This is a genomic window from Pseudarthrobacter sp. SSS035 (genome assembly GCF_023273875.1).
GTDB lineage: Bacteria > Actinomycetota > Actinomycetes > Actinomycetales > Micrococcaceae > Arthrobacter.
In genome coordinates this window covers 1,065,286-1,080,835 of record NZ_CP096882.1, presented here as the reverse complement: position 1 = coordinate 1,080,835, position 15,550 = coordinate 1,065,286, and the positions used below count along the sequence as shown (strand labels likewise).

The window sequence follows — 15,550 nt, the reverse complement described above, 5'->3', positions numbered from 1 at the left end:
CCTTGGTGCGGACAAAAGGCGCTACCGTTTGCCGCCTTTATCGTCGCCGGGGCCGTCGTCGGAGACGCCTTCATCCCTGAGCCCGCCCTTGTCATCGAACTGGTCGTGAGTGGGGCCGTCGTCGGAAACGCCGGGAGCCCGGAGCCCGCCCTTGTCGTCGCCGAGGTCGTGCGTTGCGTCGGCGGTTGCCTGCACTGGCGCGTACGTTTGCAGTTCGGCCGGGATGAGTTGCGTCTGCGGGGCCGCATGGCCAGGCACGGCGGTGATACTGGCCGTGGGGGCTGGAGTGGGGAGCAGGGCCGGCGAGTCCTCGGTTTTGACAGTGCCGCTGCCGGACTTCACGTCGCCCACCACTACCACCCCAGGGGACACTGCCGGGGGCGGGCCTGCGTTGGCCTGGGCCCAGACGGTGAGACTCGCCGCACCCACTACGGCTGCGAGGGGGAGGTACCAAAGTGTTTTCATCGGTTCGCCTTTTCTTGGTTGTGCTTCCACTCTGCCGGGCCACGGTGAGAGGGGGTTGAGACTTTTATGAGAGAGCTCTCATGCACCGGATGAGGGTTGGGGCGCGGCAGCAGGGACGGCTACAAAGCGGTAGCCGGCGCCCCGGACAGCCAGAAATCTTTCCGGGCCAAGCTTGTTGCGCAGATACCCCACGTAGACGTCCACCACATTGGAGGACCCGTCAAAGTCGTAACCCCACACCCGGCTCAGCAGCTGTTCCCGGGTGAGCAGCCTGCCCTCGTTCTCCATGAACGCCCGGGCCATGGCGAATTCCCGGGCGGACAACGGCACGGTCCGGCCACGGACCTTGGCGCTGCGAAGATCGACATCCAAGGTGACGTCGCCGCTTGTGGGCACTGGTGCCCCCTGGAACCCAGGGGTGTCACGCAGCCGCAGGCGGATCCGTGAGAGCAGCTCCTCGAATCGGAAGGGTTTGGTCATGTAATCGTCCGCGCCGCCGTTGAGCGCAGCCAGCGTGTCCTGCAGGGAATCCTTGGCTGTCAGGACGATCACCGGAACCGTGCAGTGCATGGCACGCAACGCCGAAAGGACAGCGAAGCCATCCATCCTGGGCATGCCGATGTCCAGAATGAGCAGGTCGAACTCCCCGGAGCTGCCGTAGTCCAGCGCCCGGATGCCGTCCTCCACCGACGAGGTGGTGAACCCAGCCGCCGTGAGCCCTTTGGCGATGAAGCTCGCGATCCGTGGTTCGTCGTCGGCGATCAGTATCCGTGTCATGTGGTTCCTCCCGGCAGTGAGAGCACAAACCGGCTGCCTTCATTGACCCGCGACGTCACCCGAAGCGTTCCACTGTGTGCTTCGGCTATGGCCTTGACGATCGGCAGCCCCAGGCCCGATCCTTCTTTGCCCCGTGATACCCCGGCTCGGGCAAAACGGTCGAAGATCCGTTCCTGGTCCGCAGTGCTGATGCCACAACCGGAGTCAGCCACCCAGATCTCGACGCCGGCCCCCGAATGTTCGTGATGTCCGGGCGGCGCCGTGCCTCCCGGAGTCCCGGTCCAGGCTGCGCCAAGGGAAATGACGTCATGCCGCCGCGTGGACTGCACTGCATTAACCGCCAGCTGTTCCACCGCCTGGGTGAGGCGGTTGCGGTCCGCACGAAACCGCCCGCCGGGCATCTTGTCGATCTGCCACCGGCGGTCAGCCAGGACCTTGATCCTGTCCATGGCCGCTTCAAGGAAGGAGTCGGCGTCGATCCAGTCCAACCGGATGAAGTCCGGGCGGCCACTTTTTGCCAGCAACAGGAGCTCATCCACCAGAGACTGCATCCGGTCCAGTTCCTCCAGGAGCAGGACTTGGGTCTCGCTGACCTCCTGCGGGTCTCCTGCCTGGAGCAATTGGAGATGGCCGCCGATGATAGTCAGGGGTGTCCTTAGTTCATGGCTGGCGTCGTCCACAAACTGACGCTGGTCCGCGATGCCCGTTTCCAGCCTGTCCAGCATGCGGTTGAAGTCTGTTGCCAGCTGCGAAACGTCGTCGTCGCCGGGCGGGACGAGAACGCGGCTGCTCAGGTCCTCGAAGGTGATGGATTCGGTGGCCTGACGAAGGCGCCGGACCGGAACAAACAGCCGGCCCGTCACCGCGAAACCCACGGCTCCCGCCAGCAGCAGCGTGGCCAGCGAAGCCACTCCGAAGGTGCCGAAGGACGCTATCATCTGCTCCCGCTGCCGGCCGATTTCGTTCGCTGCCACCAAGATCCCGCTGTCGTTTCCGTCTTCCAGCGATACGGACGTGATGGCCAGGCGCACCGTCAGCCCGTCAAGCGTCATGTCATGGAAGACTGTTCGGTTCTCAACGTGCTCGGCGCGCGCTGTTTCGAGCAATTGGGGCGTAGCGAGATTGCTTGGCTGCTCGCCGGCAGGCAGGAAGGTGTTACCGCCCTTGACCGTGGCCATCACCGATTCGTACCTGCCCGGCGCGTCGCCCTGAAGGAAGACGGTGAACAGCCCGTCAAGGGAGGTATAGGACCCTCCGCCCGGAACACCTTGCTCCACGATGTTCCGGAGCCGTCCGGACTGAAGCAGGAGTTCCTCGCTGACGCTACTGTTGAGGTTGCGCAGGTCAAGGGCGAGCGTGGTGATGCCGGTGACCAACAGGCCGGCCGCCAAGAAAGCCAGGACCGTGGCCAGCACTCGAAAGCGGACAGTGCGCAGTTCCGCCCGAACGCCGTGCCAGCCCTCGCTCACCAACTTGGTGTGTAGCGCGGCGGAAACTTTTTGGGTGAATGCGGACCGCGGTTTCATCTGGTTCCCCGTCACATTGGTTGCCTGCACCAGAGCAGGTCACAAACCGCTGCTGTGCCTTGTTTTACACAAAATTAGGGGGACCGCCTTGGGGAATCCTTAGGCGACGGCGAGTCCTCCCGCGCCGCGCTACCTAAGGTATTCCCAACAGTTGGAAACTGATGGTGAATCTATGGGTTCACCAGCGCGAACGCTTCTCGCAGGTGGCTTCTCCCAACGGCATTGTTGGGTTTCCTCTGGCTGGGTTCTGCGTAGGGGCCCGCAGTACCAAGTGTTGACGATTCAACATGCGAGTACTCAGCACTGTTGTTCGCGTGTTTGCCCACCAGTTCAATGAGAACCACGCAGCACCGGACTACTTGGGGGATGCCTTCGTGATTACCTTGGAACTGCCAAATAACAGAGGCCAGGCAGGTCTCCTTCCTGGAGCGTCACCGCAAACGCCGGTGCTTCAGATTTCGGTTTTTGGCCCGTTGACGATTCGCCGCGGCAACTTACAGCTAAGCGCCAACGACCTTGGCGGACCCAAACCCCGACAGGTGCTCGAAATTCTTCTGATGAATTTTGGCTCGGCAGTGTCCAAGACCCGAATCATGGATTTGCTATGGGGTGGCAATCATCCGGCCGTTGCCCTGCCTACCCTTGAGAGTTATGTGAGCGTCCTGCGACGCCACCTGCAGGCCGGCACCGGGCGGACAGGCCCCCTCCGAACGGTCACTGGCGGCTATGCCATAGACCGGTCACTGGTGGATCTGGATCTGGACCGGTTCGAAACGTTGACTAAGGAGGCCAGCCACGCCGAGCCCCGTGCGGCGCTGGCACTGCTGACCGAGGCACTTGACCTGGCTTCCGCTCCGCTGCTCGGGGACGAGTTGCTGCCTGCCTGGGCAGAGGAGGAGCGGGCCGCACACGCAGCGCGCGTGGGCCTTACCCGCGTGGTTGCCGCGGAAACCGCGCTCTCCGTGGGCGAAGTAGGCATGGCAATTGCCTTGGGCGGTGCGGCGGCGAAGGAAGATCCCCTCAACGAACGGGCATGGACGGCCTTGGTCCTTGGGCTGGAGCAGAATGGGGAGAACACGGAAGCCCTGCGGGCTTTTGACCGCTGCCGCAGGATCATTGACCAGGACTTGGGCTGCGTCCCGGGTCCGGCGCTGAGAGAGGCACAGGCCAGGCTCCTGAGGAGCACAGCGGCAATTTCCGCGCCAGAAGACGCCCTTGGTCCCATCCACGTGGCCACGGAGCACCGTCCCATTGCTACGGTGACCAAACAGGAAACGGAACGCCTGCGAATCTTGATCGTTGATGACCACACGACGTTTTCCGACCTGTTGGCTGGGGCGCTGGACCGCGAACCCGACCTGAAAAGTGTAGGAGCCGCGAAGTCGGTGGCATCCGCCGTGACGATGCACCGGGACCTCCGGCCCGACGTCGTCATTATGGATCTGTATCTTCCTGACGGCTCCGGGCTCAAGGCTGCCGAGCGCATCCTTTCTGAAGCACCGGACACCCGGATCGTCATGCTGACGGGTAATCCGTCGCAGGAAGCTCTGCGTGAGGCCGCCCGCCTGGGTATCTGCGGATTCCTTCCGAAAGACGGCGCCCTGGGAGTCATGTTGGACACCCTGAGGCACGCCCATGCAGGCGGCATGATCGTTAATCCTTCCCTGGTGGCGAGGTGGGGCGCCGCCGCTTCTGCGCCGGAGCCTTCGGGAAGTGACCAGGCTTACTGACAATGCGCAGATTTCACACGAGGGAGGCCACCCGCACCGCCAACATGGGCCGTGACGCCGCTGAGCGGCGTGAGGTCAGGGATGCTGTGGCACGTTTTCTCACGGCCGGTCTAGTGGCTCTCGTCCTGGTGGCCACTCCCGTTGTCCTCTGGATTTGGGCCGAAGCGGAACGGCATGCCTTGGCAAATGCACGGGACATCACCCAGCGTTTGGCCGACAACGTCGTCGGGCCGTTGATAACAGGCCAGCTCCTTGCCCGCGAACCCGCTGCGCTGGAACTGCTCGATCAGCGGCTGGAGCCTTGGCTGGCGGAGAGCGGCGTGACGAGGATCAAAGTATGGGACGACCGCGGCCGGGTGGTCTACTCGGATGTCGCGACGCTCATCGGGCAGGATTTCGAACAGGAGGAATGGGCACGCCTGCTCCTTAACGGCGGGCCAGCGACGGCAACCTTTGAAACCCAGACGGCCGAAGAAAATGAGTTTGAGGCGAACTCCGGCGAACTCGTGGAGGTCTACGTCCGCTCCGCGTCCCAGAGCGGAGCGGCGATGATCTTCGAAACGTACTCTTCCGGCGACGGGGTGCGCCGTGAACAGCACGTAGTCCTCATGGGCATGATCCCGCCAATGGTGTTGGCGTTGGCCGTTCTTCAGCTGGCGCAACTCATTCCGGCCGTCCGCCTGGTAAGGAGGATCCAGGACCATCAGGCGGCCCGCAACGCATTGCTGCGGTGTGCGATAGAGGCATCAGACCAGGAGCGCCGACATATCGCCAGCGAACTCCACGACGAGGTGATCCAGGACTTGTCCGGGCTTGCGTATGCCTTGGAATCGGAGGAACGCCGCGGCCCACCGGCGCTACAACATGTATTTACGAATGCCCGGACGATGCTCCAGAACAACATCCGCACCCTGCGGGCAATGACCAGTGAACTCTATCCGCCCGACCTCGAGGAGCTCGGGCTCAAGGCTTCCCTCATGAGGCTGGAGGCGCCCCTGGTGGAGCGCGGCATAGGCTTGACTGTTGAGATCCCGGACAAGCTCGTGCTGGACCGGGACCGGGCCGTTCTGCTTTATCGTGTGGCGCGTGAAGCCCTGGTAAATATCAGCAAGCATTCCTCGGCGCAATCCGTTGGAATCCGGATCCGGCAGGCCGGCCAGCGCACCCAGATCACAGTTTCCGATGACGGCATCGGCTTCAACCCGAGCGAGCCACGTGCGGAAGGCCACCTTGGCCTGAGGATCCTTGGGGACACAATTCGGCAGGCCGGCGGCGCCTTTGAAGTCCGCTCCGCCCCGGGGGCCGGAACCTCCGTGACCGCGACGTTCGGTGTGGCCCCGCCTCCCGGCCGCTTCGCCGGCAGGCGTCCTGCCATGTCCTCGAGGCAAGACTTGGCCGTACCCACGGCTACCTGAGCCTTATTCAAACCACGGGGCTGCTGCGTTGGGCGAGGACAGCATGGGCTGCTCGTTGGCATTACTACGAAGAAGCGGCCTGATCTGAACAGCGAAGGCCATCGCGTGCTGCCCCGTACCCCCGGTACGTAAATATGAAGGACAGGTATGTGCTGCGCAGGCTGGTCAGCGCAGACAACCGCACGAAGTAGCGGAACGCACCGCGGCCCGGTGGCTTCCGGAACTTACCGGGAGCCACCGGGCCGTGGTGGTGAAAGCCTCCTGGTTATTTATTCACCACAGATACCGGTCCGGCAGTGCCTCCTACGGTGGATTCGATCCAGACAGTGCCGGGGTTGGCCGTGCCGGCGGCGGCATTGCGCAGCCGGAGGCTGTACACGCCGCCGGTCTCTGGGGCGGCTGCCGCCGTGACGTTTACTTGGCCCAGTACCCTACCGGTAGGACCGCCAACGCGGATTGTGACGATGCCGCCGACGACGCTGCTGGTGCCGCCAATCCTCAAATCACCGCTCTTCCATTGCGCCTGGGCGATGGTGACCCTGTCCGGAACGGGTGTCACCTTGACCTCGTCCGACCGTTCCGTCGTGCCGACTTTGACCGTCAGCTTGAAGGTGAGCGGGTTGTTGGTCATTGAGTTTTTGTAGACCGGCAGGCCGAAGGTTGGCGTCAGCGAGGTGTACGCGTTGAGTGTGACCGTGTCCGGATCTGTGGGTCCGGTCAGGATCTGCTCCCACGTGTACGTGGCACCGGCCGTCGTGGATCCAGTGCCGTCCAGACTGACCACGGTGGCCGTAGCTTTCCGGGCGATGGTCTGATCCGGTCCGGCAATCGCGACAACGGCACCCTGGACGGTGACGGGAGCGCTCTTCTCTGATTCGGGTCCGGCACCGTTGATGTTGGTGGCACTCACAGTGAACCAGTATTCAGTGTCGCCGTTCAGCCCGTCGTAGACCAGGGTGGTGACGTCCCCGCCCACTGTCTTGGGATTACCAAACAGCGTATTGCCAGCGGTGTAGGCCTGGACCGTGTAGCCGCTGATGGTGAGTCCCGCCGCTCCGGCGTCGGGCTTTGTCCAGGACACTTCCGCCGTTCCCATGCCTGCCTTCGGCACGCCGGTGATGGTCGGGGCGGCCGGTACAGGATCGTTGGTGATCTTGAATTCGACGGTGCCGTTCGCGGAGGCGTTGCCCGAGGGATCGACGGCGGCGAACGTGAAGGTGCTGTTTTGGGCGACGTTTATCGGCCCGGTGTATAGGGTTGAGCCGGGGACGCTGACGCCACCGGAAACGGGGTCTGTTCCATCTAGGGTGTAGTAGATGTCGCTGCCCTGTTCGCTGGCTTTCAGCGTCAGCTCCTGAGCGGTGGAGAAGGTTCCGCCGTTGGGCGAGGCCGTCACCGACGGGGAGGTGGTGTCCGTTTCCGGGATGGCATGGATGGCCGGGTACGTCTCACCGACGCCGCTGACGGACGCCACGTAGACGTCATATTCTTGTCCCGCTGCCAAACCCCTAATGGTGGTGCTGGAGGCCGTCTGATCGCTGATGCGCACGCCGGATTCGGCCCGCTCGTTTCCGGACCCGGTCTTGGCGACTGCCGACACACGGTAGCCGGTGATGGCCGGCGTTCCGGGGATGGCCTGGGCGGGCGTCCAGTTCACCTTGAGTTCGCCGTTGACTTTGGCCGCTTTTACGTCCGTTGGCCCGGCCGGGCCCGAATTCAGGGGCCCGTTCGGGCAGCCGCCCATTCCGGGACCGCCAAGCTCGCCGTACTCGGCAATGGTCAGGCCCTGCCGGTTGCCGTCCACATCCTGCTCTTGCCAGGCCATGGCGCGCGCACCGCCTGCGTTGGCCGCAAGCTCTGCGGCGGCGGTTTCGTCGAAGACGTAGGTGGCGGTGAAGGTGTTAGGGCCGTCGAGACCAAATTCAAGGCTGGACCGGTAGCCGACTTCCGCTGTCTGCGGTCCGGGGGCTGCACGGACGTCGCGGCGCCCTACAGCGGTGTCCTTAAGGGCGGGCTCGACAATACGTTGTTCCATCTGGTCCGTGTTGACTCCCGCCGCGACATGACCTTTCACGGTGACGGTGTTGCCGTTCCGGATAGAGGCGTCATTGACGTAGGTGTCCTGGACGGTGGTGGTTCCTGCCTCCTTGCCGTCGAAGTTGATGGACACGGAGTCACCGGGCTGAATGTCGGGGGTGACCTTCGGACCCGCCCCGGCGCCCCAGCAGACTCCGCCGGGGTGGTTGATTTCAAAGGCCACGTCTCCCGCCGCGACGATGGCCTGCGCGGAACCGACCACTCCGGCTCCGCGGCGGACCACCACCGTGGCGGTCTGGCCTACTCTGTCCTGGTAGCCCTCAATCGTGACGAAATCCCGATCCGGAAAGACCACCAGGTTGTTCGGAAACGCCGGGACGGCCGCATTGGCGGTGGGGATGGCCAAGAGGGAAGTGGCGCAGAGTACGGCGGTGACCGACCCAATAATCCCGGCCCTTCTATAACTTTGGACGCGGTATCTCGGCTCTCCTGGTTCGTGTAGTGCAGTTTTCATGACAACCTCACTGATCCTGAGTGCGTGCGCAAGGGTTCACGCACAATCACAACGTAGGAAGCCCACCTTGGGGAAACGCTGGCCACTATCCGGCAGAACAGGACCGCAAGCCCCGGCTGAGGACACGATGACTGGCTTTTCCCAAGGAACCGTCAAACCACTACCGACTCACGCACCTAGGGATTCCCTAGGAGCCGCCGGGAGCCTGGCCGTGGAGCATCGAGGTTTTCCCATGCACCCGCCGCTAGTCTCAAGCTGCGACTGGGGCCCATAAGGAACCGCTCTCGTGCCCACCGACCCCGCCCGGCAGTGCCCGCGAAAGGCGATAGTCATGAACACTATTATTCCCGCGCTGAAGGGCATTGCCGTCGTTGCAGCGACCGCCGGCCTGATGGTCTTCGGCGCCGATGCCGCGTCTGCACACACGTTCACGTTGACTCCGCGTCAACCGAGGCTGGCGGCTTCTCCGAACTGACCTTCCGGGTCCCCAATGAGGACCCACAGCCAAAACCACCACGGTTTCGGTCACATTGCGGGACTGTCGTCAACTGGAACGAGCCTGAAGTCGCGGGCAAGGAGGCGCCAAAAAAGCCGGCACCCTCGTTCGTGACCACCGCTGCCGGGCGTGGGCACGGCTCCGCACCCGCCGTGGAGACGGTCGCCGCCTCGGCAACGACCACCGCCGCCACTGACACCAGCGCCTTGGGCTGGACCGGTTTGGCAGCCGGGTTGCTGGGACTGGCAGCCGGCGTGACCGCCGTGATGCGCACCCGGAATACCGAAAAAACTGACCGCCGCGGAGATGATCACTCCGGGAGGGGACGACGCTCCAGCGGTGGGGCCTCAAGTGTCCGTTCGCGCGAGATACAGGGCTTCATGCGCGATTCCCGCCCAGCGGGTCCTTCAGGAGGATCCGGCTGACAGTCACGTATTGCAGCTTAACCAGCGAAAAACCCCCTAGAAACCTTGGTTTCTAGGGGGTTTATCCCGAGCTTCCTATCAGAATCGAACTGATGACCTTTTCATTACGAGTGAAACGCTCTACCGACTGAGCTAAGGAAGCACCGCACTATTCGCCCGGCGTAACCGGGCGGTTCATGCAAGAGTCAACTGTAATAGAGTCCCTGCGCCCGGGTCAAAATGGGCGCCCCAAACACCTCCGCAGAAGTCCTCAGCAGACGGTGTTGTCGGCGGGAACCGTTCCGTCCACAAGGTACTTGTCCACGGCGTCTTCGAGGCAGCTGTTGGCCCGGCCGTAGGCGGTGTGGCCCTCTCCCTGCCAGGTCAGCAGGGAGGCGTTGCCCAGTTGTTTGCGCAAGGATGCGGCCCATTCCACGGGGGTGGCAGGGTCGCCGGTGGTTCCGACAACCACGATGGGAGCGTCGCCGGTGTATTCCACCGGGGCGGGGGTCCGCAGGTTCTTGTACGGCCAGTCCACACAGTTGGTGCCGCCGTAGGCGAAGAAGTAGCCCAGGGTGGGGGAGGCCTCCATAAGCTGTTGCTGTTCCGCGCGCATGGCGGCAGTATCGGACACCATGGGGTAGTCCAGGCAGTTGATGGCGCCGAAGGCGAAGGTGGAGTTGGACGTGTACTTCCCATCGACGCCGCGGTCAGCGCCAAGGTCCGCCAGACGGAGCATCAGGCTGGCGTCACCATTCAGTGCAGCTTCGAGGGCCTGGGTCAGGGCGGGCCAGCTCTGGTCGTTATACAGCGGAGTGATGAGGCCGCTGACGAACATCGTGGCGTTCACCAGGCGGCCGTCCTTGGCCTGCCAAGGTGTGTTCTGGACGGCGGTGATGAGGTCGCGGATCTGCTGGACTCCGCTGTCCACGTTCCCGCTGAGCGGGCACGAGGATTCCTGCTGGCAACTGGCCACGTAGGCCCTGATGGCTTTTTCGAACGCCACGGCCTGGCCGCTGGTCAGCTCCTCGTTGCTGATGGACGGATCCAGGGCGCCATCCAGGACCATACGGCCCACGTTGTCCGGGAACAGCGAGGCGTAGGTTGAACCAAGGAACGTTCCGTAGGAGTACCCCAGGTAATTGAGCTTGGAGTCATTGACCACGGCCCGCAGGATGTCCAGGTCCTTGGCCGCGCTGACGGTGTCGACGTGGCCCAGTACAGGTCCGGTCTTTGCGGCGCACTGCTCGGCGATGGCCTTGTTGTCGGCCAACGCGGTGGCAAGCCCGGCGTCGGTATCCAGCGCGTAGACCTTTGCCCGGGACGCGTCCCGTTCGGCATCCGTCAGGCACGTAACAGGGGCGGAGCGCTTGACGCCGCGGGGATCAAAGCCCACCAGGTCGTAGTTGGCCCGGACAGACTGCGAGAAGTGCGTTCCGGCCGCATCCTTGACGAAGTCGTAGCCGGATCCGCCCGGACCGCCCGGGTTGACCAGGAGGCTGCCGGTTTTCTTGCCCGTGCTGGGAGCCTTCAGCGCGGCTATCTGGATCGTGTCGCCGTCCGGCTTCGCGTAGTCCATCGGCACGGTGACCTTGGCGCACTGGAAGCCGTTTTCGCAGGGCTCCCACACAACCTCCTGGGCGTAGAAGGTGTCCAGGCCGGCGGGCGCGGACGCCACGATGGCAGGGTCTGCCTTCGCCGTGGCGGGGGCCGCGTCCGGTGTGTTCCCGCCAAAGAGGCCGCACGAGGCCAGCGTCAGGGCCAGGATCAGGGCGCCGGCAGCCCGCAGCCCAATCACCAGGGATCGGGAGCGTGCGGGCAGGGGGCGTGCAGTCATCGAGCGGTCTCCTAGTAGTTGCTAGATCAGGCTGGCTGCCATGGACTCAATGGTCAACAGCGGTGCAACGTTGGTGGTGGTGATGCGTTGGCGGGCTTTGTTGATGGCGTCCATGCGGGCGAGGGTGGTTTCCGGGGCAGACCGGGCGGCGAATTCCTCCAGCTCACCCCTGAGCTCAACGTTTACCAGCTCCACGGCGTTCCCGAGCTGGATGATCAGCACATCCCGGTAGAACGACAGGAGGTCCGTAAGCGTCCGGTCCAGCGAGTCCGTAATGGATCGCTTGGCCCGTCGTTTCTGGTCGTCTTCCAGCTGCCTGACCTGGCTGCGCATGGTCGGCGGGAGCGTCCCTGACTCCGGGGCACCCAGGGTGGCCAGCAGCGCAGCCTTCTCGGCGGCGTCGCGCTCTTCATTGGAACTGTTGGCTTCAGCGGTGGCGATCTTCACCAGCTTGTCCGCCATCATCACCGCTGCGGTCACGCCGCGCAGACCCAGGGGGAACCTCACCGTTTCCAGCCGGCGTTCCCTCGCCTCGGGGTCCCGCGCCAGCCGGCGGGCGATCCCCACATGACTTTGCGCCGCGCGGGCAGCGCGTTCTGCGAGTACCGGGTCCACGCCGTCGCGCTTGACGAGCAAAGCGGCGACGTCGGCGGCCGGCGGCAGCCGCAGGGCCACGGCCCTGCAGCGCGAACGGATGGTCACCAGGACGTCAGCGGGAGACGGTGCGCACAGCATCCAGATGGTCCGCGGCGTGGGTTCCTCGATGGCCTTCAGCAGCACATTGGTGGTCCGCTCGGCCATGCGGTCGGCGTCTTCAACCACAATGATCCGCCAGCGCCCGGACGACGGCCGGTTGCCGGCCTTGGATACCAGGTCACGGGCTTCATCGATGGTGATGGTGACCTTCTCGGTCCTGACGTACGTCACGTCCGAATGGGTCTCGCCGAGGATGGTCAGGCAGGCGGGACACTCCCCGCAGCCGCGCCTGGCCACGTCGTCCTGATCGCAGTTGAGGGCTGCCGCGAAGGCCTTCGCGGCGTTGGAACGCCCGGATCCGGGCGGGCCCGTGAACAGCCAGGCATGGGTCAGTCCTTCGCCCCGCGAGGCAAGGCGGAGCTGTTCGACGACGGCGGGCTGGCCCTGAAGGTCGTCCCACACAGTCATGCGGCGCCCCGGCTTGCAGACGCGAGCAAGGCATCAACGCGGGTGAGGATCCGCGCGGCCAGTTCGTTGACGGGCAGATCCGCCGGCAGGACCAGATACGTATCCGGCCGGCTGGAGGCCAGTTCGAGGAACGCCCCGCGGATTGTTGAATGGAAATCATCGGCCTCTGACTCAAGGCGGTCTTCGGCGGCGTCGCCGGCTGTGCGGCGGCGGCGGCCGTCAGCGGGGTCCACGTCCAGCAACACCGTGAGGTCGGGCTGGAGCCCGGACGTCGCCCATTCGTTGAGGGTACGCACGGCGTCGGCACCCAGATCGCGGCCGGCCCCCTGGTACGCCACGGACGAATCAATGTAGCGGTCCGTCAGGACAACCTCGCCGCGTTCCAGCGCCGGGCGGATCACCTGGCTGGCATGCGCCGCGCGGGAGGCAGCAAAGATGAGTGCCTCGGTGTGGGCGTCGATGTGGCCATGGCCGTGGTCCAGGACCAGGGAACGCAGTTTTTCGCCAATGGGCGTCCCGCCGGGTTCGCGGGTCCGCAGGACCGTCAGGCCACGTGTTTCCAGAGCCTCGGCAAGACGGGCCGCCTGGGTGGACTTGCCGGCGCCGTCGCCGCCCTCGAAGGCGATGAAAAGTCCAGGGCTGTTGGTGGTCACTGGTCTAGACTACCGACTTCGGGAGCCACCGCACGTCCAAGTACGCTTTCTCCATGAGTCTCTCGGAACAGTACGCAGCTTCCCTGTCGGCCGAAACCGTGGTGGTTGCCGCCGGCCGGCCGCCGCGTGAGCGGAACGAGCCCGTCAACCCGCCCATCGTGCTGTCCTCGACGTACTTCGGGACGGGAGCGCTCGGTGACGGGGACCGGGGCTACGGCCGCTATTCCAATCCCACCTGGGATCCCTTTGAGGAGGCCCTGGGCCAGCTTGAAGGATCTGAACTGCCGGGCCTGCTCTACGCGTCTGGACTCGCGGCCGTCAGTTCGGCCCTGTCCCTGCTGCCCGCCGGAGGCGTCCTCGTGATGCCGTCGCACAGCTACGCGGGCTCCCTGGTGATGGCCACGGAGCTGGCGCAGAAGGGCTTCCTGGAACTGCGGACTGTGGACATCACGGACACTGCCGCAGTCAAAGCACAGCTCGCGCCGCAGGGACCGGACGCGAAAGCGGCCAGGATGCTGTGGCTCGAGAGCCCCACCAACCCGATGCTGGGCATCGCCGATATCCGCGAACTCACCGCGGCGGCCCACCGGGTGGGCGCCATTGTGGTGACGGACAATACGTTCTCCACGCCGTTGGTCCAGCAGCCACTGAGCTTGGGTTCCGACGTCGTTCTTCACTCGGTGACCAAATACCTGGCCGGACATTCCGACGTCGTCCTCGGCGCCTTGGTGACGTCCAACCCGGACATCAGGGCAGCGCTGCTGCACCACCGCATCATTCATGGCGGTATTGCCGGGCCGTTCGAGGCATGGCTGGCGCTGCGCGGGCTCCGGACCCTTGCGCTGCGTGTGGAACGGTCTCAGGCTTCTGCCGCGGTCCTGGCGGAGCGCCTGGGCAAGCACCCCCTGATCGAAAGCATCCGCTTCCCGGGCCTTCCCACGGACCCAGGCCACGAACGGGCGAAGACCCAGATGTCAGGCTTCGGTTCGATTGTGTGCGTGCAGATCACGCCGGTTGCCGGCCTGAGCGGAGCAGACGCCGCGGACAAACTGGTCCGCGCGCTGCAGCTGTGGCTGCCAGCCACCTCCCTGGGCGGGGTGGAATCGCTGATCGAACGGCGCCGCCGGCACGCCGCTGAGCCGCTGAGTGTCCCGGACAACCTGGTGCGGCTGAGCGTCGGCATTGAAAATATTGAGGACCTCTGGGCCGATTTGAAGCAGGCACTCGACTCGCTGGGCGGCTAGGCTTGGACGGTGGACGGTGAACTGATAATTCGGCCTGTAGAGCTGGCAGTGTATTTTATCCTTGCCCTGGTGGCATTCGGACTTGAAGTGTGGGCTCTGCTGGACTGCGTCAGGCACAAGTCCGCAGCCTTTGAAGCGACCGGAAAACGAACCAAGACCTTCTGGCTGGCACTGACCGGCGGCGCCACCCTGATCGGCGCCATCTCGCTCTTCAGCAGCGGCGGAATCTTCGGCACGCTTGGCCTCTTTGGGCTCGCGGCCGTGGTGGCAGCGTCCATTTACCTCGCAGACGTCCGGCCAGCCGTCAAGGACGCGGGTCGCGGCGGTAGCCGTAATACGGGGCCCTACGGCGGCTGGTAATCCCCACCGGCCCCTCAGCTCGCAAGCTCGCTCAGGGAACCCTGCCGGCGTGGGCACACACTAGACCGACGGCGCCACAGCTTCCCAGGCCACCGTTAACTCGCCCAGGCGCCACCGCGCCGGGCCGTCCTGAACCGGCCACCCGCCGTCGGACAGTGCTCTGCACATGGCGTGCCAGCGCTGCCTGTTGCCGAATGACGCCAGCGGCGCCGACTCCAGCCATGCCCGGTCCATGGCTTGCATCAGCCGGTGGACAGGCTCTCCCGGAACGTTGCGGTGGATCAGCGCCTTCGGCAGCCGCTCGGCAATTTCCGATGGCAGGTCAAAGCTGCCGAACCGCACGGACATGCTCAGTGACAACGGCCGCTCGGAGTCGAGGGCAACCCACGTCACCCGCCGCCCGATCTCATCGCAGGTACCGTCGATAAAGAGCCCGCCGGGGGCGAGCCGGCCCTGGACCAGTCGCCAGATCCCCGCCACATCGGCCTCTTCGTACTGCCGCAGGACGTTGAAGGCGCGGACCAGCACGGGGCGCCCGGGCAGCGGCAATTCGAAACCGCCCACCTGAAAGCTGAGCCCCGGCCGCTCGAGCGCGTTGGCGATCCGGACGCGTTCCGGCTCGATTTCGATTCCGCACACGCGGACGTCCGGGCGGACTGCGCGGAGACGTTCAAAGAGTTCGACGGCGGTGGCCGGCGTTGCGCCGTAGCCCAGGTCAACCACGAGGGGGTCAACGGCCGCGCGCAGGCGCCAGGCCTGGGGGCCGGTGAGCCAGCGGTCCACCCGCCGCATCCGGTTGGGATTCGTGGTGCCCCGCGTGACGTTTCCAACCGGCCTGCTGCTCCGGCCATGGGGAGCGCTCACGCGTTCAGCTTTTTGCACCACGGCCCAACCCTATCCTTGTAACGCGGGGCCCTTGTAACGCAAG

At 64.8% G+C, this 15,550-nt stretch carries 13 protein-coding genes and 1 tRNA gene; 5 read left to right on the top strand and 9 right to left on the bottom strand.

What is annotated here, in order from left to right:
- Positions 1-21: 21 nt before the first annotated feature.
- The 3 genes from MUN23_RS04860 to MUN23_RS04850 form a co-directional block, all read right to left on the bottom strand.
- On the bottom strand, positions 22-465 hold the full coding sequence (locus MUN23_RS04860; protein WP_248762372.1) for a hypothetical protein: 444 nt from the start codon (positions 463-465) through the stop codon (positions 22-24).
- Positions 466-543: 78 nt separating this feature from the next.
- The gene (locus MUN23_RS04855) at positions 544-1,242 is read right to left on the bottom strand and encodes a response regulator transcription factor (RefSeq protein WP_248762371.1); all 699 of its coding nucleotides are present in this window, start codon (positions 1,240-1,242) and stop codon (positions 544-546) included.
- Entirely contained in the window at positions 1,239-2,711 is a 1,473-nt protein-coding gene (locus tag MUN23_RS04850) for a HAMP domain-containing sensor histidine kinase (protein WP_248762370.1), read from the bottom strand. The genes MUN23_RS04855 and MUN23_RS04850 overlap by 4 nt, the downstream gene beginning before the upstream one ends.
- 614 nt (positions 2,712-3,325) lie before the next feature.
- On the opposite strand from MUN23_RS04850, the gene MUN23_RS04845 reads away from it, so the two are divergent.
- Positions 3,326-4,498 carry a response regulator gene (locus MUN23_RS04845; protein WP_248762369.1) on the top strand — a complete coding sequence of 391 codons (1,173 nt, stop codon included), beginning with the start codon at positions 3,326-3,328 and terminating at the stop codon, positions 4,496-4,498.
- 2 nt (positions 4,499-4,500) lie between these two features.
- The gene (locus MUN23_RS04840; protein WP_248762368.1) at positions 4,501-5,913 is read left to right on the top strand and encodes a sensor histidine kinase; all 1,413 of its coding nucleotides are present in this window, start codon (positions 4,501-4,503) and stop codon (positions 5,911-5,913) included.
- 265 nt (positions 5,914-6,178) lie between these two features.
- Here MUN23_RS04840 and MUN23_RS04835 read toward each other — a convergent pair whose 3' ends face one another.
- Positions 6,179-8,356, bottom strand: a complete 2,178-nt coding sequence (locus MUN23_RS04835) for a fibronectin type III domain-containing protein (RefSeq protein WP_248762367.1) — start codon at positions 8,354-8,356, stop codon at positions 6,179-6,181.
- Between the two features lie 439 nt (positions 8,357-8,795).
- On the opposite strand from MUN23_RS04835, the gene MUN23_RS04830 reads away from it, so the two are divergent.
- Positions 8,796-8,939, top strand: a complete 144-nt coding sequence (locus MUN23_RS04830; RefSeq protein ID WP_248762366.1) for a hypothetical protein — start codon at positions 8,796-8,798, stop codon at positions 8,937-8,939.
- Positions 8,940-9,454: 515 nt separating this feature from the next.
- On the opposite strand, the gene MUN23_RS04825 is transcribed toward MUN23_RS04830, so the two are convergent.
- The 4 genes from MUN23_RS04825 to tmk all read right to left on the bottom strand — a co-directional run bounded on the left by MUN23_RS04825 (position 9,455) and on the right by tmk (position 13,018).
- Positions 9,455-9,527: transfer RNA gene (locus MUN23_RS04825), tRNA-Thr, on the bottom strand.
- A 108-nt stretch (positions 9,528-9,635) separates the two neighbouring features.
- Complete coding sequence (locus MUN23_RS04820) at positions 9,636-11,201, bottom strand: alpha/beta hydrolase (protein ID WP_248762365.1); 1,566 nt, start codon at positions 11,199-11,201, stop codon at positions 9,636-9,638.
- A gap of 21 nt (positions 11,202-11,222) precedes the next feature.
- Positions 11,223-12,365 carry a DNA polymerase III subunit delta' gene (locus MUN23_RS04815; protein ID WP_248762363.1) on the bottom strand — a complete coding sequence of 381 codons (1,143 nt, stop codon included), beginning with the start codon at positions 12,363-12,365 and terminating at the stop codon, positions 11,223-11,225.
- Positions 12,362-13,018: a dTMP kinase gene (tmk, locus tag MUN23_RS04810; RefSeq protein WP_248762362.1), complete on the bottom strand. Its 657-nt coding sequence runs from the start codon at positions 13,016-13,018 to the stop codon at positions 12,362-12,364. The genes MUN23_RS04815 and tmk overlap by 4 nt, the downstream gene beginning before the upstream one ends.
- A 53-nt stretch (positions 13,019-13,071) precedes the next feature.
- Between tmk and MUN23_RS04805 the strand changes: the two genes are divergently transcribed.
- Both MUN23_RS04805 and MUN23_RS04800 read left to right on the top strand, forming a co-directional pair.
- Complete coding sequence (locus MUN23_RS04805; protein WP_248762361.1) at positions 13,072-14,262, top strand: PLP-dependent aspartate aminotransferase family protein; 1,191 nt, start codon at positions 13,072-13,074, stop codon at positions 14,260-14,262.
- Positions 14,263-14,271: 9 nt separating this feature from the next.
- The gene (locus tag MUN23_RS04800) at positions 14,272-14,622 is read left to right on the top strand and encodes a DUF2516 family protein (RefSeq protein WP_248762360.1); all 351 of its coding nucleotides are present in this window, start codon (positions 14,272-14,274) and stop codon (positions 14,620-14,622) included.
- 60 nt (positions 14,623-14,682) lie between these two features.
- On the opposite strand, the gene MUN23_RS04795 is transcribed toward MUN23_RS04800, so the two are convergent.
- Positions 14,683-15,507, bottom strand: coding sequence for a class I SAM-dependent methyltransferase (locus MUN23_RS04795; protein WP_248762359.1), 825 nt, complete (start codon positions 15,505-15,507; stop codon positions 14,683-14,685).
- Between the last annotated feature and the right edge of the window lie 43 nt (positions 15,508-15,550).

What these genes read in the sequence shown, in the direction of transcription:
- MUN23_RS04860 (WP_248762372.1), bottom strand. Translation starts at nt 465, where the DNA reads ATGAAAACACTTTGGTACCTCCCCCTCGCAGCCGTAGTGGGTGCGGCG.
- MUN23_RS04845 (WP_248762369.1), top strand. Translation starts at nt 3,326, where the DNA reads ATGAATTTTGGCTCGGCAGTGTCCAAGACCCGAATCATGGATTTGCTA.
- MUN23_RS04840 (WP_248762368.1), top strand. Translation starts at nt 4,501, where the DNA reads ATGCGCAGATTTCACACGAGGGAGGCCACCCGCACCGCCAACATGGGC.
- MUN23_RS04855 (WP_248762371.1), bottom strand. Translation starts at nt 1,242, where the DNA reads ATGACACGGATACTGATCGCCGACGACGAACCACGGATCGCGAGCTTC.
- MUN23_RS04815 (WP_248762363.1), bottom strand. Translation starts at nt 12,365, where the DNA reads ATGACTGTGTGGGACGACCTTCAGGGCCAGCCCGCCGTCGTCGAACAG.
- MUN23_RS04820 (WP_248762365.1), bottom strand. Translation starts at nt 11,201, where the DNA reads ATGACTGCACGCCCCCTGCCCGCACGCTCCCGATCCCTGGTGATTGGG.
- MUN23_RS04830 (WP_248762366.1), top strand. Translation starts at nt 8,796, where the DNA reads ATGAACACTATTATTCCCGCGCTGAAGGGCATTGCCGTCGTTGCAGCG.
- MUN23_RS04805 (WP_248762361.1), top strand. Translation starts at nt 13,072, where the DNA reads ATGAGTCTCTCGGAACAGTACGCAGCTTCCCTGTCGGCCGAAACCGTG.